Consider the following 22770-nt stretch of genomic DNA (forward strand, 5'->3'; position numbering starts at 1 on the left):
GTTCGAGCCACGCACAGGGCGAAGCTGAGTACTGCATGGATTATGTAGTGATGTTGGGCACTGTCTCGCGATTTAACAGTGTATCGGCAAAGGGGCATATGGACATGCGAACCACGTCGGACAAGTACTCGACCTTGGACGGTCTACGAGGTGTGGCGGCGATGCTCGTCGTGATGTACCATTTTCCTGGCTTTTTTCGTCCGGTATATGTCGAAAACAGCTACCTGATGGTCGACCTGTTCTTCGTAATGAGCGGATTTGTTATTGCGAGTGCCTACGAAGAAAAGCTCTCGTGTGGCAACATCAGTCCGCTTCGGTTCATGAGACTCAGGCTTATCCGGTTATATCCTCTTTATGCGCTCGGAACACTACTCGGAACCGCGGGTCTGCTATGGCGGTTACCTCGTTCTGATTGGCACCTCGTGGCTTCAGCATTCCCTTTTGGCCTGCTGATGCTCCCATGTCCTCTCGTGATACGAATCTTCTATCCGCTCAGCTATGCCGAAAGGGTCCTGTACCCTTTGAATTATCCCTCGTGGTCACTGTTTTTTGAACTCCTGGCGAACGCTGGCTACGCAGTGTTTTTCAAGTATCTTTCCACCCGAGTGCTGCTTACGCTCGTCGCAGCGTCTGGTGTGATGCTGATCGCCAAGGGTATTCATGGCAAGCCTCTAAGCGCCGGATGGATTCTCGCCGGCAGCTACGTCGGATTGCTACGCATTGCATATTCTTTCTCGACAGGTATTCTCCTGTTCCGGTTTCGCGCCGCCCGACGAAAGACCAGCAACGTCCTTGCAATCGCACTAGTGGCGGCTTTCATATTGCTTTTCTGCCTGCCTATCCCCGACATTTTCCGCACGGTATTCATCTTTTCCATCGCGCTCTTCGTATCTCCGGTGTTGGTCTGGGTCGCCGCGGCCGTTGAACCGTCGCGCAAGGTTCGTAAGGTATTTTTATTTTTTGGAGCGGTTTCCTACGGCGTCTACGTGCTGCATGTGCCGGTTGGTGCCTTTTGCCAGCTTATGTTTGGCGACATCGAGCACCTCGGACCCCACGTTACACCCTGGGTCGGCGCAGGCTTGCTGCTGACGGTGGTTGCTCTTGCCAGCATTGCCGAGAAAATCTACGACATCCCCGTTCGCCGGCGCCTTCTCAAAGGGTGGATAGTGCGCAAAAATCTTCCCATGACGGTTGATGCGACACTCAACCAGTAAAAAAGCTTTTTAGAGGCCATCATATTTTCATTAATGGCCCAAACGGGCAGACGACCACCCAGAACACGAGTCGACCGTATGTGAGTCGGCTTCGGCCGACAATTGCCGATCAACTTGGCGGGGGCGCGTCCGTTACACCCCGAAAGCGGTCATTGCGGCGTCAGCAGTCCGAACGGCGACTGACGGTCGAGTGCTGCCGATCGTGACCGACGGCGATTCGGGCGGTCCATGCCGTTTGCATGAGACAGTAGCCGGCCACGAAGGGACATTCGACAACATGACTCCAATCGTTGACAATCTGATTCATTCTTTGGGACCTACTGTAGCACCGCATCAATGACAACAAGATTCGACATGGGGAAGTTGCGGCGCCTCACGCTATCTATCGCGGTCACTGGACTGCTTAGTGCTGTTATACCGGCTATGCTGCGGGCACCGCCGTCCAAGCTCTCGGAGATATGCCACGTAAATACATCTGGCGATCTTGCAATAGACAGAGTCGCTGTCGGGCGCATATCACACATTACAAACTCCTACTTCATCCAGGAAGCAGGAGACAACGCCACGCTCCTTTCGCGTTGCGCCAAGGGGGGCTGTGGTCCGCTTGACCCAAGGCTTTTTGAGGGGAGGGTCGGCTCTCCTGTACGTGCAGAATTCTGCGGCGGCCATCCCGCGCGAGTCACGATTTCGGGTGCCGACGTTTTTCAATTAACTCAACAGTATCTTGATACCCAAGCCGCTGCGGTTCGACAAGCTGGTAAGTGGATGGCCCGGTTCGGAATAGCCTGGTGCGGCTTCTGGTTGTTCGTGCAAACAATTGCAGAGATTCGATTCAGGCGACTAGATACATAGCGGCCAACGAGCCGCTCATCAGATCGTGCGCGTTTGGCTAAAGATGCGTCGTTCGAACGGCTGCTTTTAAGATCGTCGAATGTCCTTTCAGGATCAACTGAGCCTGTCACTGTTGTGCCCAGTTTGACTATGGGCCGCACGTCGACTTCCGCGTCCGGATCAATGACAATTGCCACGCTTGCGTCGGAGGCCACGCAGTTGCCTCTGAAGACAAGTATTTTGCACGCATGCCGCTCCCGCTAGTAGCGCGACGTAGGTAATCACGGAGGACATACTTGAACAAAGCTCTTATCTTCGCTGCGGTTTTGAACTTGTCAGGTGTTTCCATCGCGCATGCGCAAGGCACAACGACTTTCGTCGGACTGCGCGAGGCCTTTTGGAGAGACGTGGCTGACCCGAGTGGAGCGGTGGGTTTCAGTTACATGCCGCATTGTCGCCAGTTTGGGATGGGAATGATAGAGAACAGCCCGTCGCCGGGCTACCCGTATTTCGCGCTCAAAACGGATTCGACTCTAGCAACCGATCGCTGGCTCCGCGGGACGACCGCCCTGCACGTACAGCAAGCGGTCGAAGGTGCGGACCGGGTGACTTTTGCGAAGCCGCCGCTGCCGTGGTGCTAAGAACTTCAAACGCTGTGCGTGATGAGCGCCGCGCGAATGGCCGGTACGCGGTAGAACCAAAGGCCGCTCAGGTTTGGTTAACGGTATTGATTTTTCTGGTTCCATTTCGCCTCGCTTACCCGATGACATCGCCCTGACTTCAATCGACTACTTTGCGATTGCTTTTCGGCGGAGCCACTTCCCCGTTCAAACCACTCCCGCGAGTGGGAAGGTAACATTGAACTGCCGCTTCTGAGAAATCTGAAGGGCTCTTCCGGGGCGACTGCTGCCGATTGTCGGTTCGTTCCGCGCTCACCATACAAAGCGTTGTTTTTGCATTCATATGGGAGCCGCGCGATGTTGAGCCTTTTGATTTTCTGCTGTTAGACCGTAGCTTTCGCCGACAGTGGATACCCGTTACATCTCCATACATTTCTTGGTGCTGAAACAATTGCCATCGACGTTTCTCGCACTATTATTGTTGTGAAGATTGTGCGGACGCCAAGCCTGCCACCAGATGAATCCCGGCGAGCTCGGCAGATCCTGGCCAAAGTGTTCAGTTAGTTTCTCATTTATTAATAAGTTATCCTGCATAAGCTACGAAAAATCTAACCTCAACCCGTGTGTATAAGCTGCCATTCAGGACAGGAGCGATCGATGAAGGGCATTCCCATTATCCTGGCCATGCTTGCTGCGTCGACCATCGCTGGTTGCGAGTCATCGTGCAGTTCAAGCACCGCCGGGGCTGGCACGTCTGTCAGCAGTTCTTCTACGCCGGATCGCAGCGAAGCAACACTCGTTGGGACGCAGGGAAGGGCTCGCGTCGGCAATGACATCGTTGAACTGAAGAATGGCTCCGTTTTCGTCAATGGCGCATCGTATGGCAGCGTCACAGCGACGCAGAAAGTGCAGTACATCGTCACGGCCGAGAAGCGCATGCTGCTGGTAGACGGCGAGATTCGTGCGCCCGTCAGATAGTTTGGCGCAAACGGATGCACCGTTCACTGCGATCATGCCGACGATGGCGGTGGACTCGCCTTGGTGCCGGATAAGTCAAGGCACGCCGACGTGCGAATGACCCGAAAGCGATCCTTAGCCACTTGAGCAATGCCGATATTCGAATGATGGCAATGACCGAAGCGTGCGCATAAGCTATCCCGGCAAGTTCCGGAGCCCTACTGTCGCTTCGGTTGCGAGGGCGAGCCATGCGCACATGTACCGCAAAAGCGCTCTAAAGAATACTGTCCAACGCCTTGGCGAGCCTGGCGACTGCGCCTTCGACGTCATGCAGTTTGTCCAGGCCAAATAATCCGACGCGGAAGGTCTTGAAGTCTTCAGGCTCGTCGCATTGAAGGGGAACGCCGGGCGCGATCTGCAAGCCGGCGTCGGCGAATTTCTTGCCGGATCGTATGCCGTCATCGTCCGTGTAGCAGACTACGACGCCCGGAGACTGAAAACCTTCGGCCGCCACGCTTTTGAAACCTTTGCTACTCAAGAGTGAGCGAATGCGCTTGCCGAGTTCAAGCTGCTCCGCTCTTACTTTGTCGAAGCCATACGCCTCGGTTTCCTTCATGACGTCACGCAGCGTCGCGAGACCGTCCGTGGGCATCGTAGCGTGGTACGCGAACCCGCCGTTCTCGTAGGCTTCCATGATCTGCAGCCACTTGCGAAGATCGCACGCGAAACTGGTGCTGGTTGTTGCGTCGATTCTTTCGCGGGCGAGAGGACTGAGCATGACCAGTGCGCAGCAGGGTGACGCGCTCCATCCTTTTTGCGGTGCGCTGATCAGGACATCAACGCCACTGGCCTGCATGTCCACCCAGACCGTACCGGAGGCGATGCAATCCAGTACAAACATGCCGCCGACCGCATGAACAGCGTCGGACACGGCACGCAAATAGGCATCAGGCAACATCATCCCGGATGCAGTTTCGACATGCGGCGCAAAGACCAGATCCGGCTTGTTTTCCTTGATCGCAGCGACCACTTCTTCGATCGGAGCCGGTGCGTAGGCGGCCTGCCTTCCTTGTTCGACCGGACGCGCCTTCAACACCGTCGATTCAGATGGAATATCGCCCATGTCGAAAATCTGCGACCAGCGGAAACTGAACCAGCCATTGCGGATGACCAGACACTTCCTGTTCGTCGCGAACTGCCGGGCGACGGCCTCCATGCCAAAAGTCCCGCTGCCCGGGACGACAATAGCCGACTTCGCGTTGTAGACTTTTTTCAGGGCGCCGGAAATATCGCGTACGACTCCTTGAAAGAGCTGCGACATATGATTGATTGATCGGTCGGTGTAAACGACCGAATATTCGAGGAGTCCCTCGCGGTCGACATGGGGAAGTAATCCTGGCACGGTCGCCTCCGGTTATAGACGAATAAAAGAATCGAAAACAAATTCTAACGAAAGCCACCTGCAACGGCATCGGACGACAGCGCCCGTTATCCATCCGGCAAGTTTCGACATGGACCAGCCGTCGAGCCACACCAGTTGGCAATGCTGCGGTGGCAACAATCAGCACCATTGTGAACCTTCGCAGGAGCGTGGTCGAAAAATGAAACTCCCAACTGTCTTGTGGGAGTTTGCCATGAGGAGAGAACGCATCCCGTGATGCGTGGAACAACATCCTGCAAAGCCGTCACCCGATGACTGCAGCGCATGCGCGACCCACCCGATAATCGTCGAGTGGAGTTCGGCCGGAGCCGACGTTCGGGTACCACCGTCGGTCAGGCAGCTTCTGGTTGCTTTCCTGTGATTCGCTACTCAGCGACTGCGAACTGCCGTTCACACAGTAAGCAGATGCGTACTTGCGTGTCGGCTGCGCCTTCGGCGAGGAACTGCCTGAACTCCGGCTCTTCACGTCCGGCAATCGCAATGCAAGCAGCTATTACGCCCTGAAACACCTCGTCGGCGTACGCTGCGGCGGCCGGTCCGCGTGCTCGCCCATCAGCTTGTGCCCGACCAGCATCGCCTCTTCGGCGCGCGAAACTCCTTTTTCAGGTTGGCGTCCCGATGCAGCTTGTTATTGCTGTGCTAAATCGGAAATTTGATTAATTCGATCGACCGGTGTTTCGTTTTTAACATTGTGAATGTCTCGCGGCTTTAGTTCTTGTAGGAACTCTCGTCCTTTTTCTATTGCAGGACAACGAACGAGAAACGATCTCAATGAGCTCGGCTACTGTCGGCGGAAGAATGGCAAGCCGCGTTCGCCGACTGCTCCGGTAGCCCGTTCGAACTGAAAGGTGCCGCGATGAAACTTTCACAGATTTTCAAGCAAGGTGTCCGGTTCGTCGCCACAGCTGGCGGCGTGTTCGTGCGCGCCGTGCAGTCCGGTTTTCGCGGACTCGGCTACCTGCAAAAAGGGCTCGTTGCGATTGGAGTGATCGCCGCTGTAGGCATTGGGCTGGTCTATACGAGTTCAGGCTTGCGCTCGGTCACGATAATTGAGCCGATCGCAACGCCGAGCGATCTTGTCGCAAGCGGATTCACCGCGTCCACGAGTCAAAGCAGGTTCAGCGAAGACATGCTTTCGATGATCAATTCTGCGTCTTCAGTCATGCCTACCGAGATCCACGATACGCTCGAAGAAGAAGGAACAAAGGACCTGCATCTTGAGGTTCCGGGAACCGGAATGTCGGTCCAGGACGTGGTGACCGCGATCAAGGACATTACCCGGCGTGACGGTCATATCACCGCGGAAATCGTCTGGGACGGTGGGGCGCTGCGGCTCTTCGGACGCGTGGTTAGACCCGGAGGCGAAGCGTATCTGTTTGATGCTTACAGTCAGCGCGGCGACGTGGATGAAGTGATTTCTCGGGGAGCAAGGGCTGCGATGCAGATTTACAGCCCTTACATACTTGCATCGTCTGTCTTCGACCAGGCACAAAAAGAATGCGAGGAAGGGACGTCTTGCCAATACACCGATGCAGCAAATGAATTTGAAAAGGTTCTGAAAAATGGGTCGGCCAAGGATCAGGAGAAGCTCGCCATGTGGGCGAATCTTGGACTGTCCAAGATTGCGGAAAACAATCTCGATTACCTGACAGAGATCGAGCGCGCACGGCAGGCGATAAGGATTGATCGAAAGTTCTCGTGGGCTCGCTATAACTGGGGCATCGCACTGGAAAACATGGGTTGCGATAAGGAGGCACTCGAAAAATATCAACGGGTAGCAGTCGACCGCGACTTTTTCGCCGCCGGGCATAATGCGCTCGGACGCGAGTACCTTAAAATTGCGAGCCACGAATATATACCGACGGACTCATCGCTTCGACTGCACGCCCAGCCAGCCGAGTTAGCCCAACGCGAGTTCGAATCGGCCATTCGACACGATCCTCGCTACGCCGAGGCTTATGTCAATCTGGGCGAAGCGCTGGAGCTACAGGGAAAGCATACTGAGGCGCTGGACAAGCTGCGCGCGGCAATCGCGCTGGACGACGAATATACAAGCAAGGCGTACAAAGAGGTCGCGAAGATCGAGACCCGACTCAGAGAACCGGAAAGGGCTGCAACCGCACTGGAGGAGGCCATGATTAGCGAAAAGCGCCATCCGCAGTGCCGCGGCAATTCGGAATCGGCCGACGCCGACGCGTGGCGCAGTTGCCTCGCCGACCTGTCAAAGGATGAGCTGCCGAAATTTGGCCGGCACACGGTGAATTGGCCAACGGCGCATTTCGAAACCGCGGATTGCCGGAGGTACGCAATCGAAAACTGGCCTTGAGTCGGCGAACCACGTGGACGGTGATTGCCATGGTGCCCGGTTCCGGGGCGCTAGCGTGAGTGTGTCGAACGGGGAGCGCCTGACCGTCGCCCCATACTTCGAATGAGCGTTCATCCGCTGAACTGAAACTGTTGTCCGGGCCGTTCAGCTGGCTTTGACATAGAGTAGCCGCTCTCCTGGAGCAGTCGAAAAATCTGTCGCTTGAATGAATTGCCCGCCGGCCCCATTCTGCTCAGTGCCTTCGCAGCATCTTGGTGTGCAACATCACTCTCGACCGCCAAGCTGCGATTCTCCAAATCCCCTCCGCAATTCAAAGTAATATTGCCGCATCGAACCTCGACACCAAGAGCATAAACACCCGGAGGCCCCGCTTGAGTACAACCATCAAGGCATTTACGCTCGCCATCATCATCTTTCCGGTAATGTGTTCCGCTCAGACAAGCGGCTGCGATGCGAAACGCAACTCGGTGGAGCAAGAGGTTACGTACGCAAAGGCCGACGGCAAGAGTGCCAGGAAAATTGCCGAGCGGCAGCGCAAGGTCGATGAGGTGCATGCGGAACTCGAGAGATTGCAGACGTAAGCGGCGCAATAATCACCTTTGCCGTGACGGCTTCGGTGCAGCGCTTCGGGAAGCATGCTCCGCAGGTCCTAACCATTCGATACCCGCGCTAGCCGTACAGTTTTCTCACGCAGCGGCACACCAGACACCAAACGACCAACCCACGCGAACGCGACGAACCGGAAGATCCTCTGACCATGAAAGGAAAGGAGAGACCTCATGCAGAGCCATGAGCGAGCGCGTCTGGCCATGGTTGTCGACTCTGTCTGGCGCATGGCGCTTCGCCTCGGATTCCGGCTCGCTCGCGCCTGGTGGCACCTTCGACGGCCTCGCCACGAGGGCGCGCTAGTCGCAATCTATGTCGGGCAGGCGCTGTTGCTGGTGCACTCATCGTACCGCGACGAGTGGAATTTTCCCGGCGGTAGTCTCGAGCCTGGCGAGGCGCCCGAAGCAGCGGCGCACCGCGAAATGGAGGAGGAGCTGGGTCTCTCGCCGCACCCATTACGCCCCGCGGGCAGTGTGTACGGCATTTGGGACGGGAGAAGAGACCGGGTGCATTTCTTTGAACTGCACCTCGATCGCTTGCCCGAGCTGCGGCTTGATAATCGTGAGATTGTCGCCACGCATCTGGCATCACCTGAGGAGTTGCAGGGCATGGCGCTGACAGGGGCAGTCACCGCGTATCTCAGCAGTCGATCGCCGGTCGATAGCGCCTGAAGCGATATCAGGCCGCAGGTCGACTGCATGCGGTTGCCTCAGTTTCTTCCGGTGACAAAACCGTGTCGCCCGATTGTCTCGCGATTCGTTTATACGTTCATCCGCCGCGGAAGCCAGTCAGGAGGTGTGGGCCGTCAATCATCGAAACCGCGGCCACGCGCGGTTTGCTATCATATACTGTACAAACATACAGTCCATTGATCGTCCCGTGGTGACCGATGCTTCCTGACGCGCCCTCCGTCGCTACTATCGATGTTCCTTCCGCGGCTCTTGCCGGCCAGGCAGGGGAGAGCTCGCCGCCGCCCTGGGCGCTTTACTACCTGCTGAATTTCGAACGTGCGCTGGCATGGCTCGCCGAGCGCTACGCCGACGTGCTCGGCCCCGACGAGCGCAGCTTTCTCACGGAGTTCAGCCGCTTGCCACAGGCATCGCGGGCGCTGCTCGTGCGCATGCTGATGCGCAAAGGCACGCTTTTCAAAGCCAGCCGCCTGGTCTACGAGGAAATCGGCTGCCCACTGCTCGCAGCCACGCCATTGATTGCGCTTGGCTGGATCGACGCTACACCTCATCTAAGCCTCGACGAGCTATTCGCGCTGGCGACCCGCCCGGAACTGCAGCAGATTTTTACCGACGTCCCCGCACGCAAAGGGCTCCGCAAGTCAGATCTGCTCGACGCCTTGCGTGCGACCTGTCACGACGCCAAACCCTACGACGTCTGGAATCCGCAAACCTCCGACCGTGTGTTTCATGTCACCGTCGCGCCGCTGTGCGAACGTCTGAGGCTGATGTTCTTCGGCAATCTGCAGCAGGACTGGTCGGAGTTCGTGCTCGCGGATCTCGGCGTGTTCCAGTACGAGACAGTGGCGTTTTCTCCGTCGTCACGGGCGTTTCAACAGCGCGCGGATGTGGACGGCTATCTCGCCTTGCACGCCTGTCGCGAAGCGCTCGAGACGCTGAGCGCAGATGAGCCCGTTGACCCGCTGGTCGACGAAATCGCTGCTATCGAGATCGGCAACCCGTGGCTCGAAGCGCGTCGTGCCAAGCTGCTCTTTCGCGTCGGACAGCATTGCGAACGCCAGCAGCAGTGGGACGCGGCGCTGAGCGTCTATATACGCTGCACCTGGCCGGGGGCACGTCATCGGCGCATGCGGGTGCTCGAGCGCTGTGGCCGTTTCGAGGCGGCGTTCGCCTTGGCGCAGGAAGCGGCCGAAGGGCCGGAAAGCGAAGAGGAACGTCAGCGTCTCGCTCGCATGTTGCCGCGACTGCAACGTCGTCTGGGTCTACAGGCAGCGAGGGGCACGCAGGCTCGTCCCATCGAGCGCAGTACGCTGGTTTTGCCTCGGCCCGCTGCGCCTCTCGCGGTGGAATACGTCGCGCGCGATCATCTGGGTTGTCCGCACGCGCCGGTTCACTATGTCGAGAATGCGCTGATCAATTCGCTGTTCGGTTTGCTGTGCTGGGAACCTGTGTTCGCGGCGATCCCCGGTGCGTTTTTCCATCCTTTCCAGCGCGGCCCAGCTGATCTGCATGCGCCCGATTTCCATGCGCGCCGCGCCGCGCAGTTCGAAGTTTGCCTCGCGCAACTCGACAGTGGCGCGTATCGCGAGACGATACTGCGGCATCTCGAGAGCAAGGCAGGGTTACTGTCTCCGTTCGTGTTCTGGGGTGTTTTGACGCCTGAACTCGTCACCCAGGCACTCGATTGTCTGCCGGCCGCGCATCTGAAACTCTGGTTCGAACGGCTCCTGCGCGACATTCGCAGCAACCGTTCCGGCCTGCCGGATCTCGTGCGCTTCTGGCCTGCCGAGCGGCGCTATGAGCTGATCGAAGTGAAGGGGCCCGGCGATCGTCTGCAGGACAACCAGATCCGCTGGCTCGAATACTGTGCGCAGCACGGCATGCCCGTGCGTGTGCTCGACGTACGCTGGGCCGACGACGAACTTGCCATCGACGCCGGGGTGGACGCATGACCTACGTCGTGGCTGTGCGGGCGTTGTGCGAGTTCACGGCGAAACGCGGCGATCTCGATCTGCGTTTTACGCCCGCGCCCACGGCTGCGGAGGGCATCGCGGGACATGCCACCGTAGCGGGGCGGCGGGCTGACGACTACGAGGCGGAGATTACGCTGACCGGTGTACATCGCAGCCTCACCGTGCGCGGCCGGGCGGACGGGTATGACCCCGTGCTCAATCGGATCGAAGAGGTCAAGACCTATCGTGGCGACCTCGCGGCGATGCGGGACAATCACCGCGCATTGCATTGGGCTCAGGCACTGGTTTATGGCCATCTGCTGTGTCACTCGCGCGGGCTGACCGAGGTGCATGTGGCGCTGGTCTACTTCGACATTGCGAGCCAGAAGGAGACCGTGCTGTCCCAGTTGCACACGGCGGCCTCTCTGGAAGCATTTTTTGTCGAACAGTGCGAGCGGTTTATCGGCTGGGCCACTCGAGAGGAGGCGCACCGTAACGCACGCAATGCGGCATTAGGCACGTTGGCGTTTCCGCATGCTGAGTTTCGCAGCGGACAGCGCGAACTGGCGGTATCGGTTTACCGCGCTGCGCGCGACGGAAAGACTTTGATGGCGCAGGCGCCTACGGGCATCGGCAAGACGCTCGCGACCATTTTTCCGCTGCTCAAGGCTTGCGCGGCGGATCAGGTGGAACGGATCTTTTTTCTGACCGCCAAGACGCCGGGGCGAGCGCTTGCACTGGATGCCGTCGATGTGTTGCATGCCAGCGCAGAGGCCAATGGCAACGTGAACGCGTTGCCATTGCGCACACTCGAACTGGTGGCGCGCGACAAAGCCTGCGAGCATCCAGACAAGGCCTGCCATGGCGACTCCTGTCCGCTCGCGCGAGGTTTCTATGACCGCCTCGACGAGGCGCGCAGAACGGCACTTGCTCATCGCCGTCTCGACCGCGCGACTGTGCGTTCAGCGGCGCTCGCGCACGACGTCTGTCCGTACTATCTCGCGCAGGAACTGGTGCGCTGGAGCGACATCGTAGTAGGCGACTACAACTACTACTACGATAGCAGTGCGTTGCTCTACGCGCTAACCCAGTTGAACCAGTGGCGCATAGCGGTGCTGGTCGACGAAGCGCACAATCTGCTCGACCGGGCGCGCCGGATGTACACGGCGTCGCTCGAGCAAAGCGCATTCCGCGCTGCGCGCAAGAGCGCCCCCATCGCGTTGCGCAAGCCGCTCGAACGGCTCAATCGCGAGTGGAATGCGCTGAATCGCGCGCAGACCGAGGGCTACCAGGTGCATTCCGAAGTGCCGCCGCGCCTGTTGAGCGCCGCGCAAAATCTGATCGGTGCGGTGACCGAGCAAGTGGCGGAGGCGCCGTTGTCGATCGATGAAACGCAGCTGCGTTTTTATTTCGATGCAATGCATTTCGTGTCATTGGCTGAACAGTTCGGCGAGCATTCGGTGTTCGACACGACGTTCGTTTCTGGCGCTTCCGCTACGCGTGCCTCGACGCTGTGTGTGCGCAACGTGATCCCCGCGCCATTTCTCGTCCCGCGTTACGCGGCGGCGCGCACCACCGTGATGTTCTCGGGCACGCTGAGTCCGCATCATTTCTATCGGGACACGCTCGGCCTTCCGGAAGAAACCCGTTGGCTCGACGTCGAGGGGCCGTTTCGAGCGGAGCAACTGAAGGTGCATGTCGCGAGCCACGTATCGACACGCTGGCGCGATCGCGAACGCTCTCTCGCGCCGATCGTCGAGTTGATCGCGCAGCAATACGCGGTGCAGCCCGGCAACTACCTTGGCTTTCTAAGCAGCTTCGATTACCTGCAACGGGTCGTGGCGTTGATGCGCGAGCGCTATCCCGAGGTCCCGGTGTGGATGCAGGAGCAGGGCATGGACGAAGCCGCGCGTGAAGCCTTTCTCGCGCGCTTCCGGGCCATGGGTCAAGGCGTGGGTTTCGCGGTGTTGGGCGGCGCGTTCTCGGAGGGCGTCGACCTGGTGGGTGAGCAGCTTATCGGCGCGTTTGTCGCGACGCTCGGCCTGCCACAGATCAACGACGTCAACGAACAGATGCGCCGCACCATGGAGGCGAAGTTCGGCAACGGCTACGACTACATGTACCTGTATCCAGGGCTGCAGAAGGTAGTGCAGGCCGCCGGGCGGGTGATCCGCACCGAGCAGGACACCGGTGTCGTGCATCTGATCGATGACCGCTACCGGCGTCCCGAGGTGCGTCGCCTGCTGCCGCGCTGGTGGCAGGTGCCTTGAGGAGGCGCGGGCTCAGGTTCAGGAGCCCGAGCGCCTCGCCGGATCGGGCCGTGCTTCGCCTGCCGCTTGCGTTGATGCCTGTGCTGGTGGCTGCGTGGGTGTCTGCGCTGTGCCTTGCACCGGCGGTTGCGCTTCCGGCGCAGTCACCTCGGCCGAACCCCCTGTAGCCTCATCGGCCGCTTCAGGAGGCGTCGCTCGATCGCCCCGTACGAACACCGTGCGCTGCGGATTCGCAATCTGGATGCCGCGTTCCTGAAACAATTGGGCCACGCGCCGGTTGAATTCGCGCTGTACGCCCCAGCGCCCGCTATCGCGGCACTGGATCTGACCGGACATCGTTATCGCCGAGCCGTCGACGGAGTCGATCCCCCAGTATGCGAAGTCGGACAGGATGCCGTCCTTGAACTGCGGATCCTCGCGCAGAGACGCACCAATCTCCTTGAGCGTGGCGATCGCGAGGTCGACGTCCTGACCATAGATGATGCTGACCTTCACGGCAGCATTGCCGAGGCCGCGATTGGTATTGTTGACCGTCGACACCGAACTGAACGGCACCGTGTACAGCGAGCCGTCGCCGCCGCGCAGGCGCACCGTGCGGATCGACAGATATTCGACGGTGCCCGACACGCCAGCGAGCGTGACCCAGTCGCCGACCTGCATGGCGTTTTCCATCAGCAGGAAAATGCCCGTGATGAAGTCCTGCACCAGCTTTTGCGAACCGAAGCCGAGCGCCACGCCGAAGATGCTGGCGCCGGCCAGCAGCGGTCCGATATTCACGCCGAGTTCGCTGAGCCCGGTGAGGACCACGACGAGGGCAATCACGACGAACAGCAGGCTGCGCAGCATCGGCAGCAAGGTGCGCAGGCGGGCGGCGCGCACGAGGTCACCCGCAGTGGTCCACTGGTGCAGACGCCGTTCGACGGTGACGTTGGCCGCTTCCCACACGAACAGCGCAACGCCCGCGGCAATGGCAATCGTCACCAGCGCGGAAGCGAGCCGGTGGCCGATGGTGCCGCTCTCGAACAGCACTGCCACGTTGGCGCCCCACACCTGGAACAGCACCAGCACGGTGATCACGCCGACCACCGACGAGACGACGTGGCGCAGCAGCGGGTAATAGCGGTAGGCGTGTTGATGAACGAGAGAGTCGTTGGTCTGGCCGTTCTGCGAGTCGAACATCCGCGCGAGTGCGCCGAAGATCACGATAGACACGACCCGCGCGCCTACCAGCACCGCGATCGAAATGCCGCCCAGATGCACCAGCGTGTGATAGCCGTTGCGAACATCGAGCGCCCACACGAACCACAGCGCCATCACGACGAACACGCTGATCGTGGCCCACGAATCTGCCAGCGCGTTGCCGAATACCGCCAGCGACCGGCTGGCGGCACAGCGTACCCGGATGCGCGCGGCGACCGGCCGGCGGCATTGGAGGATCAGCAGCGAGATCATGACGTGGCCGATCAGCGCGACCACTTTCATCAGCGCGGTGTGTGCGTCGTCGTTCAGCCCAAGCGCCACTGCGGTCTCGGCGAGCGCCGAGCCCGCGCCGACCACGCTGACGATCATCACCACCCAGCGCTGCGTAAACGCTGCCCATCTGCTGCCCATCTGCAGGAGCCGCAGACGTGGCGCGTCGGGTTGCAGAAAGAAGCCGCTGACGATCACGATCACGCGGCTCAGCACATAGATATCGATGATCGAATCGAGGGCATGGTCTTGCGGCGTGCCGTCCTCGGAGAGGACTGACATCAGCAGGCTTGCTACGCCGATGAAGACGGCGAGCGGAATGCATCGAACCACCATGCGCAGCGCGGCGCGCGGCAGACGGCGCATCAGCGAGTAGTGGACCGCGGCGTGCCGCTGGCCAGATGTAGCGTTCGCGTCTGGCGTGGCCGGGGCGGGAGCGGGGGCAGGCGCGGAGGTAGGAGCGGAGGTAGGGGCAGCACCGGCAGCCGCCAGCTCGGCGTCGGACTCGGCAAGGGCATCGCCGTCGCTCGAGACGGTTTGCGCAGGTGGGGTTGCAGCAAGGGTTGCGTCGGCGGCCGGAGCAGTGCTGTCGGCATCTGCGACCACCTCCGGCGGTTCGTCGAGAAACATCTCGCGCGGGTCCATATTGCGGCGGTTCGCCAGCGCGGTGAGCGCCTTGCGCAGCAGGCGGCGCGTCAGCCATTCAAAGGCCAGCGCGGGGATCAGTGCGCCGAGCAGCGTGAGGACAATGGTGCCCAGTTCGCCGCGCTGCTGCGGGTCGTTCATCAACGCGATCCACCACACGCGCACGGACGTCACGTCGAGCAGGGCCGCCAGAGAGCGGCGCAGCGCACCCACCACCTGTACAGCGCCATGGGCGCCCTCGCGGGCCAATTGTGAGGCGAGACCGTTCGATTCGAACGCGGCGCGTACGGTGGCCGCCGCGCCGCTTGCCGCCGAGGCTGGAGCCGGCGCAGAGGCAGCCGCGGATGCCGAGGCCGGTGGTGCGCTAAGCGCGCCGGCTGCGGCGATTGCGTGCAGCGTGTCGACGATCTGGGCCCGCTGTTTGGGGTCGTTGAGGACCACCAGCGCCTGCCGGGCCTGAGCAGGCGTCAGCGTGACGGGTGGAGTGGCCGTGGAGGCCGGCGCTGGCGCGGCAGCGAAGGCGGGCGCGGCGAACAGGATCAACAACCAGACGATGAGTAGTTTGCGCATAGGGGATAAGCGGGACGGCCGCGATGATCGGCGCCGTCCGGGTACGGGCCAATTCGGCCGGATTGACTGAAATATAAAACGACAGCGGCTTGGCTACGCAAGTTCCGCACGATGGGGACCGATCGACGATAAACCGGCCTTGCGTCGAGCGCGTCGGTGAATCGTAAGCTAAGACTGTGCAACGATTATGCACGCCTGCGGCCGCGGGCGTGTGTCAGCCAGACGCTAGACGCCTGGCTGCTCGGCAGATACGTCATTTGCGGCGCTGCACGGTAGCGGCTGCGAGGGCCGCTGCGGCCAGCGCGCAAGCAGCCGAGGCCAGCGCGACTGCGCGCAGCGCTGCGCCGAGCGCGTCAGCTTGTGCGCGGGCAAGCGCGGGTGAATCTGGCGAAGCTGCAGACGCAGACGCAGACGCAGACGCAGACGCAGACGCAGACGCAGACGCGGACGCCGGTAACGGTTGCGCCGCCCTCGGTGCCGTGTCCTGCGCGCCGGAAGCGCTCGGCGCCGACGAGTCTGCTAAATCCGCACCCGGTTCCAGCAACTGCCCGGCGCGCTGCGCCTCCTGCGGCACATGCAACTGAATCAGCCGCGCAGCTAGCACCGTGTTATGCGACCACACAAACACAATTCCGAGCACGGCGATCGCCAGCAGACTCGCCACCCGGGCGACCGCGTTGTTGATGCCGGAGGCGACCCCGGTCCGCTCAGCCGATACCGCCGTCATGACCGTCGTCGTCAGCGGCGCAACGGTGATGGTCAAGCCTAGCCCGAGCACGATCATCGCAGGGAAGAAGCCGCTCCAATACTCGCCGCGCACCCACGGCAACGCCAGCATGGCGAAGCCGGCCGCAGCGACGCAGGGTCCCACTGTCAGCAGCGCTCGCGCGCCGTAACGGCGGGTCAGATCGCCGGTGAAGCGCGACAGCAGCCCGATCGTCACCGGCAACGGCAGCAACGCGCCGCCGGCTGCAGTGGCGCTGTATCCGTAAGCGCGAATCAGCGTGAACGGCAGGAAAAACAGCACGCCGCCCAGGCCGAAGTACAGCAGCAGCGTCACGAGGTTCGCACCGACGAAATCGCGCGAATGGAACACGTCGAGCGGCATCATGGGGTTGCGGCTCCTCGCCTCGATCATGACGAAGGCGATCAGCACCACCACGCCCGCGCCGATCAGGCCAAGCACCCGGCGATCCGCGAGCCCGCGCGTGGAGGCTATCGTCAGACCGTAGGTCAGCGCGGCGAGCCCCGCTGCAGCGGCCGCCGCACCGAGCCAGTCGAGCTGCTTCGGCGCGTCGGTCTTATGACTGTTGGGCACCGCCACGAGCGCGAGTGCCACTGTCGCGCAGGCAATCGGCAGATTCAGAAAGAAGATCGCCCGCCACGAAAACGCATCGACCAGCCAGCCGCCCGCCACCGGCCCCACCGCCGAGGTGATGGCACCCACCCCCGCCCAGGTGCCGATAGCCTTGCCGCGTTCGTCCACGTCGAAGACCGCGCCGATAATCGCCAGACTGCTGGGCACCAGCAGCGCTGCGCCGATGCCTTGCACCGCGCGTGCGGCGATCAATGTGGCCGCGTTCGGCGCGAATCCACAGCCGGCCGAGGCCAGCGTAAAAATGACGATACCGGTGATGAAGATGGTGCGCCGTCCGAGCTTGTCACCGAGCGAGCCGCCCACCAGCACGAGCGAACCGAGAAAAAGCAGATAGGCATTGACGACCCACTGGATGGCCGCCACGCTCGCTCCGAGTTCCGCCTGGATGGAGGGCAGGGCGACGTTGACCACCGAGCCGTCGATAAACGCCATGCTCGATCCGAGGATGGTGGCCGCCAGAGCGAGCCGCTTGTAGCGGCAAGGGCGCCCGGGCGCGGGCGGCTGCGCGCCGATGACGAGTTCGTCGCATGGGCTCGCCTGAGCGGCGACGGGGTGGGCGGTCCGCGCGGGTGTCCGGGAGAGCTGCGGACCGGTCAAGCGGACTCCTGAGAGAATGATCTGCTAGCAGCATAGCAATGCAACGCCGCGGACGCCAGGCGCCTTGCTCATGCAACTTCTGCAGCGCGATCGCCGGCTCGGGCAGGAGTATTCGTCAGTCTGATCCGGGCTGACTTCGTTTCATTGCTTGCTGACATGTACGCGTGCCATGATGGTCCTCAACCGGTGCGCGCGGTGTCTGTCTCGTACACCGTTCTACGCCGCCACCAGCAGTTGAAGGCTCGCGTCCTGCGAACCCGTTCGAATGTCCGACCGCCCCATGCGGGTCGCTACACTTCACAAACGGAGAAGCACCATGGCCAAGCAAGCACCGAGTCACGCTCCCGGAGACTCGCCGGAACCGTCGCACGGCGAGGATATCGCCGGCCAGATCGTCCTTGTGCTGCAAGGCGGTGGCGCGCTGGGCGCCTATCAGGCCGGTGTGTACGAAGCACTGCATGAAGCGCACGTCGAGCCCGGCTGGGTGATCGGCACTTCGATCGGCGCGATCAACGGCGCGATCATTGCAGGCAATCCGCGCGAGCAACGCATCGACCGGCTCAAGCAGTTCTGGGAGCAGGTGGCCTATCGCGGCAGCGCGACTTCCGGCTGGCTGCCCGTGTTTGACGAGTGGCTGCGCAACCTGTCGATCATGACGCGAGGTATTCCGGCGTTCTTCGCACCGAGTCCGGCCGCGATGTTCGGCATCCACCCCGCGGGCATCATGGAGCCGGCGGCAATCTATTCGACCGTGCCGTTGCGGGAGACGCTCCTCTCGCTGATCGATTTTTCCTACCTGAACAGCAAGGAAACGCGTCTGACGGTCGGCGCCGTAAGCGTCGGCAGCGGACGCATGCGATATTTCACGAATCGCGATGCGCCGCTCGATGTCGATCATGTGATGGCCTCCGCGGCGTTTCCGCCGGGTTTTCCGTCGGTGCGGCTGGAAGGGGAGAGCTGGTGGGATGGCGGCATCTACTCCAACACGCCGCTTGAGGCGGTGCTCGACGACCATCCGCGCAGCGACTCGGTGATTTTCGCCGTGCAGTTGTGGCCGGCACACGGCCGGGAGCCGAAGTCGGTCTGGCAGGCGATGAGCCGGCAACGCGATATCCAGTATTCCAGCCGGTCTGAAAGCCACCTCGAGCGGCAAAAGCAGATTCACCGGCTGCGGCACGTCATTCGTGAACTGGAGCAGTACATCCCCGCCGATCAGCGTGATACCCCGGAGGTCAGAGAACTGCTCGGCTGGGGCTGCGGGACCACCATGCAGGTGATCGAGCTCGACGCGCCGCGTCTCGCGGGCGACGATCTGCACAAGGACATCGATTTCTCAACGAGCGGCATCCAGCGACGCTGGGCCGCCGGCTATGAAAACACCGTCCGGATGCTGGAGAAGGCGCCATGGCGCGAAGCGCCTGACCCGATGGAAGGGATCGCTGTGTACCGCTCCGATCCCGAAGCCGGCCCGGACGCGCACTGAAATGCGCGCCGACTACAGCGCAGCGATTCACCCAGACGATTCAATGACTCGAAACCGTGAGCGAGCGCAGTAGGTCCCGCTCACTGTCTTCGTCGTCCTGCGCCGGGGATGCGTCCACGGAGCGCGCGGTGCCATCCTGATTGATGCGGTTGGCGTGCATCAGACGGTACAGCGTGGCGCGCGAGACGCCGAGATCCGCGGCCGCTTCGGTCAGCTTGTAGCCGTGGCGTTGCAGCGCCTGCACGATCGCATCCTTTTCCGCCTTGCTGCGAATCTCGGCGAGCGTCACAGCCGGCACGTTCGCCGTCTGCGGCAGGCCCAGGTCTGCCGCGGTAATGAAACGGCCCTCGCTCATCACGACCGCCCGGCGCACGCAATTGATCAGCTCGCGGACATTGCCGGGCCATCCATAGCGCGACATGGCCACTACCGCATCGCTCGAAAAACCGCGAATCTTGCGTGCGCCATCCTGCCGGTACATGCTGAGCGCGTAGTTGGCGAGCAGCTTGATGTCGTTGCCACGCTCGCGCAGCGGCGGTTCGATCAGCCGCAGTACACACAGGCGGTGATACAGGTCGGAACGGAAGCGGCCGTCTTCGACCGCCTTTTCCAGATCGACGTGGGTCGCCGAAATCACCCGCACGTCCACCTTGATTTCGTTGCTGCCGCCCAGGCGCTCGATGGTGCCTTCCTGCAGGAAGCGCAGCAGCACGGCCTGGCACTCGTGTGGCATGTCGCCGATCTCGTCGAGAAAGAGCGTGCCTTGATGCGCGCTTTCGATCCGGCCGATCTTGCGCTGCACCGCGCCGGTGAAGGCGCCGCGTTCATGGCCGAACAGTTCGGCCTGCAGAAGAGTAGGCGGAATAGCCGCGCAGTTGATCGCGACGAACGACTGGGCCGAGCGCGGCGAGCGTACGTGGATGGCGCGTGCCGTCAGTTCCTTGCCGGTGCCCGACTCGCCCGCGACAAACACCGGCGCATCGGTAACGGCGCATTTGTCGATGTGGCGGTAGAGCTGCTGCATGGCTTCGCACTGGCCGACCATTTCGTGACGGCCCAGCGAAGCCTCGGGCGTCACGCGCGCCTTGCGCAGGCTCGACAGTCCATGGGCGTGGCCCAACGCGAAAATGAGCCGTTCGTTCAGGCACGGAGTGGTGACAAAATCGAAACAATAATCGAGGATAAAACGGCTGACCGGTTCGTGGTCGGCTTGGCCCGGCGCGATCTGCGCGACCCAGTTGGTCTCCACCCGGCGCATGCATGCCTCGAGCGCCGACAAATATTGCGTCGAGCAATCTTCTGGCAGTTCGATCAGGCCGACCTTGATGTTGTCGCGCTCGATCACGCGCTCTGCAAGCGCGGTCGTCTTGGCGTGCACCACCTGCCAGCCGCAGGCGGCCAGAAACCTGGTGAGAATTTCGTCGGGTTTGCTGGAAACGCAGAGCACCGTACGGTCTGCGTCATGCGGCGTTTCAGTCTTGGTCATGTTAACCCCGGTTCGATGCGGCGCTCGCGGTTGCTGGGTCATGCAAGCATGCTTCAGGCCGGATCACCGGCCTGGACAGACCCGTCCCCACGGGACTCTGGATCGCGCGTTGCACTCCACGCGAGGCCGCCAACGAGGCTGGCCGTGCTGACTGGTTGTGGGCGCATCCAAAGGGACCGCGCCCACAAGCGTCCTGGCCGCTCATTGAGAAATCAATGGCGCGCCGATTATTTTGTTCATACGAACGTTTATTGTTCATTTCATTCCCCGGTGATTCGACTGTCGACGTGTTTTCGTCGGTCTCTCTGTATTGCGCTCTATGCGACGCATGGGCCAAAGATAGATCAAAACAATTGCACTTGCCATACGCGCAAATCTGGATACGGCAATTGGGCCGCACCCTTCGACGTGCCATTCGCAGCCCGCGCCGTGGTGTACCAGGCAACAGGGTCTGCAGATGTCGCGGAAGGCCAGTATAGGCGGCTAGTTGCGAGTTGTGTATCAATTCTGTCTCATTCCTGAGAAAGCCGGAAAGCCTATTCTTGAGAAATTGTTAATTCGTTATGCGGAATGTTTGACCGGACAAATACTTTTATGACCAATCACCTGTTCAATTCGATTGCCCGTCAAATCGCGCAAACCTTTGCGCGGTAGAAACTCCTCCGTACCGGTCTGTTTGCCTGGGCCAGTATTGCCGATTGGTTTAAACGGCGAAAAGGCGTGAACGCCTTGATAGAGGCCGTTCCCACGACTTCTTTCAGGCAGGTGGCGCTCGCGCGGGCGAGTCGTCCGAAATGGGTGGAGCTTTGGCGCTTCGCGTCACGCGAAGTGATCGGCCTGTCACGGACCATCCAACGGACAGTGCCTGGAACGCTCCATTCAGGCAAATTGGACCGTTCGGTTAACAGCTTACCCCGCCCGGCGACTGTCTCACAATTGAGACACTTTGGACTTCGTGCGGTACCGCACATAACGGCCGCCGATCGCGTTTTGTGAATCGCGTGTGACGATCCCAGTAAGCGCTGCATGGCCTGTACCAAGCGTTGCAGCGCAACCGCCGTGCGCGGCAGTCAGGGCTTACCGATGCGGCGACGCGCACTCCGCAAATTTTGCGTTGCTGGCGAGTCGCAGCACTGAAACAGTTTCGGCGCGGACCTCCTCATAGCGGCCATGCCAGTTGGATGCGCCGCCCGCCAGGCCAGTCGGCACAACGCTTTGCGAACCTCTGGCACGGTAGTCGCTATATGTCCTGCGCCGGACCGCAACGCAGCAGCAGGAAGATCAGGCGGCACGGTGCAGAACAGGTGGCGCGGGGAAGCACAGGCACGGCGCAGAGAGGACCGGCAGTGCGAGAAAAATAAAGCAGGGCGAAGCAGCAGGCAGCGTGAAGACGCACAGGGAAGACAACAAAAACAGGCGGTACGGCCGACCCCCGATCAACAGGGGGCGGCGCAGTAAAAGTAGCAGGACGCGATGGGGCCAACCAGAAAAAACAAGCCTTCATAGAAAGGCTTTATAAGCTGGGGTTTACTACGGGCGGATCAACAGCCTGATCGGCAGTCACCGGATGGGGGCGGGTGTTCCCCCGCCGGTGCAGACCGGTTGCATCGACGCTCCGCGGGGACGGCAATTGCCGGGCGGCAGATCGGATCAACACGATCGCTGTGGGGGAACGGAGCGTTTGATTGCGGTGCGATTCGACGCCGGCGTTGATACTTGCTCATCTTTCTTTTTTCAGCGGACATCGCAGTGTGATGACGGCGCGTCAGCCTGATTCCGCCTGGTGTTCCTGTTTGTTCGAGTGTGGCTAGCGCAATCCTGCCAGGCGGCAACATAAGGAGTGCGACATGAAAAATACAAAATGGATGGGGACATTGGCAATTGCCGCTGCCGGCGCGCTTTTTGGTGCGCTCTGTGTAGTGCGCGGGATGCCCTCGCAAGCCGCGCCAGCAGCAAAAATCGCCGTGGCCGCGGTAGATATCGACGTCGGGCAGCGTCTTGCGCCGCGTTATATCAAACTGGTCGATTCGCCCACGGGCAAGATCCCGGTCGGCTCGTTTAGCGACCCAAACAAACTCGATGGCCGTATCCTCGCCGAAAGCATGGAGCGGGGCGAACCGCTGATTGAACGGCGGCTTCAACCCGCCCGTTAACCTCTCCTTATTCCCGACCTTCTTCAATCGTCCATAGCGGATCCCACTGTGGCTTGCACATGATGTAAGAACTCTTATATCA

The 22770-nt window shown here is 60.9% G+C and carries 14 protein-coding genes; 10 read left to right on the forward strand and 4 right to left on the reverse strand.

Annotation, left to right across the window (positions count from 1 at the left end; all coding sequences use genetic code 11):
- Nucleotides 1–35: 35 nt before the first annotated feature.
- The 3 genes from P3T17_RS32460 (at nucleotide 36) to P3T17_RS32470 (ending at nucleotide 3643) form a co-directional block, all read left to right on the forward strand.
- A complete protein-coding gene (locus P3T17_RS32460) occupies nucleotides 36–1214 on the forward strand; it encodes an acyltransferase family protein (RefSeq protein WP_429410848.1) in 1179 nt (392 codons plus the stop codon).
- 1127 nt (nucleotides 1215–2341) lie between these two features.
- Nucleotides 2342–2686, forward strand: coding sequence for a hypothetical protein (locus P3T17_RS32465; RefSeq protein WP_429410850.1), 345 nt, complete (start codon nucleotides 2342–2344; stop codon nucleotides 2684–2686).
- 636 nt (nucleotides 2687–3322) lie between these two features.
- On the forward strand, nucleotides 3323–3643 hold the full coding sequence (locus P3T17_RS32470) for a hypothetical protein (protein ID WP_429410852.1): 321 nt from the start codon (nucleotides 3323–3325) through the stop codon (nucleotides 3641–3643).
- 253 nt (nucleotides 3644–3896) lie between these two features.
- On the opposite strand, the gene P3T17_RS32475 is transcribed toward P3T17_RS32470, so the two are convergent.
- A complete protein-coding gene (locus P3T17_RS32475; protein WP_429410855.1) occupies nucleotides 3897–5024 on the reverse strand; it encodes an aminotransferase class V-fold PLP-dependent enzyme in 1128 nt (375 codons plus the stop codon).
- 895 nt (nucleotides 5025–5919) lie between these two features.
- Between P3T17_RS32475 and P3T17_RS32480 the strand changes: the two genes are divergently transcribed.
- The 5 genes from P3T17_RS32480 to P3T17_RS32500 all read left to right on the forward strand — a co-directional run bounded on the left by P3T17_RS32480 (nucleotide 5920) and on the right by P3T17_RS32500 (nucleotide 12906).
- A complete protein-coding gene (locus P3T17_RS32480) occupies nucleotides 5920–7389 on the forward strand; it encodes a tetratricopeptide repeat protein (protein WP_429410857.1) in 1470 nt (489 codons plus the stop codon).
- 371 nt (nucleotides 7390–7760) lie between these two features.
- Nucleotides 7761–7970 (forward strand): hypothetical protein, encoded by a 210-nt coding sequence (locus P3T17_RS32485; RefSeq protein ID WP_429410859.1) that lies wholly within the window; start codon nucleotides 7761–7763, stop codon nucleotides 7968–7970.
- A 198-nt stretch (nucleotides 7971–8168) separates the two neighbouring features.
- On the forward strand, nucleotides 8169–8666 hold the full coding sequence (locus P3T17_RS32490; RefSeq protein ID WP_429410862.1) for an NUDIX domain-containing protein: 498 nt from the start codon (nucleotides 8169–8171) through the stop codon (nucleotides 8664–8666).
- A 218-nt stretch (nucleotides 8667–8884) separates the two neighbouring features.
- Complete coding sequence (locus tag P3T17_RS32495) at nucleotides 8885–10636, forward strand: VRR-NUC domain-containing protein (RefSeq protein ID WP_429410864.1); 1752 nt, start codon at nucleotides 8885–8887, stop codon at nucleotides 10634–10636.
- The gene (locus tag P3T17_RS32500; protein WP_429410866.1) at nucleotides 10633–12906 is read left to right on the forward strand and encodes an ATP-dependent DNA helicase; all 2274 of its coding nucleotides are present in this window, start codon (nucleotides 10633–10635) and stop codon (nucleotides 12904–12906) included. Before P3T17_RS32495 ends, P3T17_RS32500 begins: the two co-directional genes overlap by 4 nt.
- An 18-nt stretch (nucleotides 12907–12924) precedes the next feature.
- Here P3T17_RS32500 and P3T17_RS32505 read toward each other — a convergent pair whose 3' ends face one another.
- The gene (locus P3T17_RS32505; protein ID WP_429410869.1) at nucleotides 12925–15591 is read right to left on the reverse strand and encodes a mechanosensitive ion channel domain-containing protein; all 2667 of its coding nucleotides are present in this window, start codon (nucleotides 15589–15591) and stop codon (nucleotides 12925–12927) included.
- Nucleotides 15592–15844: 253 nt separating this feature from the next.
- Nucleotides 15845–17566, reverse strand: coding sequence for an MFS transporter (locus P3T17_RS32510; protein WP_429410871.1), 1722 nt, complete (start codon nucleotides 17564–17566; stop codon nucleotides 15845–15847).
- Between the two features lie 316 nt (nucleotides 17567–17882).
- Between P3T17_RS32510 and P3T17_RS32515 the strand changes: the two genes are divergently transcribed.
- On the forward strand, nucleotides 17883–19049 hold the full coding sequence (locus P3T17_RS32515) for a DUF3734 domain-containing protein (protein WP_429410873.1): 1167 nt from the start codon (nucleotides 17883–17885) through the stop codon (nucleotides 19047–19049).
- Nucleotides 19050–19089: 40 nt separating this feature from the next.
- On the opposite strand, the gene P3T17_RS32520 is transcribed toward P3T17_RS32515, so the two are convergent.
- Nucleotides 19090–20535 (reverse strand): sigma-54-dependent transcriptional regulator, encoded by a 1446-nt coding sequence (locus P3T17_RS32520; protein ID WP_074268511.1) that lies wholly within the window; start codon nucleotides 20533–20535, stop codon nucleotides 19090–19092.
- Nucleotides 20536–22382: 1847 nt separating this feature from the next.
- On the opposite strand from P3T17_RS32520, the gene P3T17_RS32525 reads away from it, so the two are divergent.
- Nucleotides 22383–22688 carry an SAF domain-containing protein gene (locus P3T17_RS32525; protein WP_429410875.1) on the forward strand — a complete coding sequence of 102 codons (306 nt, stop codon included), beginning with the start codon at nucleotides 22383–22385 and terminating at the stop codon, nucleotides 22686–22688.
- The last annotated feature ends 82 nt before the right edge of the window (nucleotides 22689–22770 follow it).

This window comes from Paraburkholderia sp. GAS82, from assembly GCF_050436285.1.
Taxonomy (GTDB): domain Bacteria; phylum Pseudomonadota; class Gammaproteobacteria; order Burkholderiales; family Burkholderiaceae; genus Paraburkholderia; species Paraburkholderia phenazinium_B.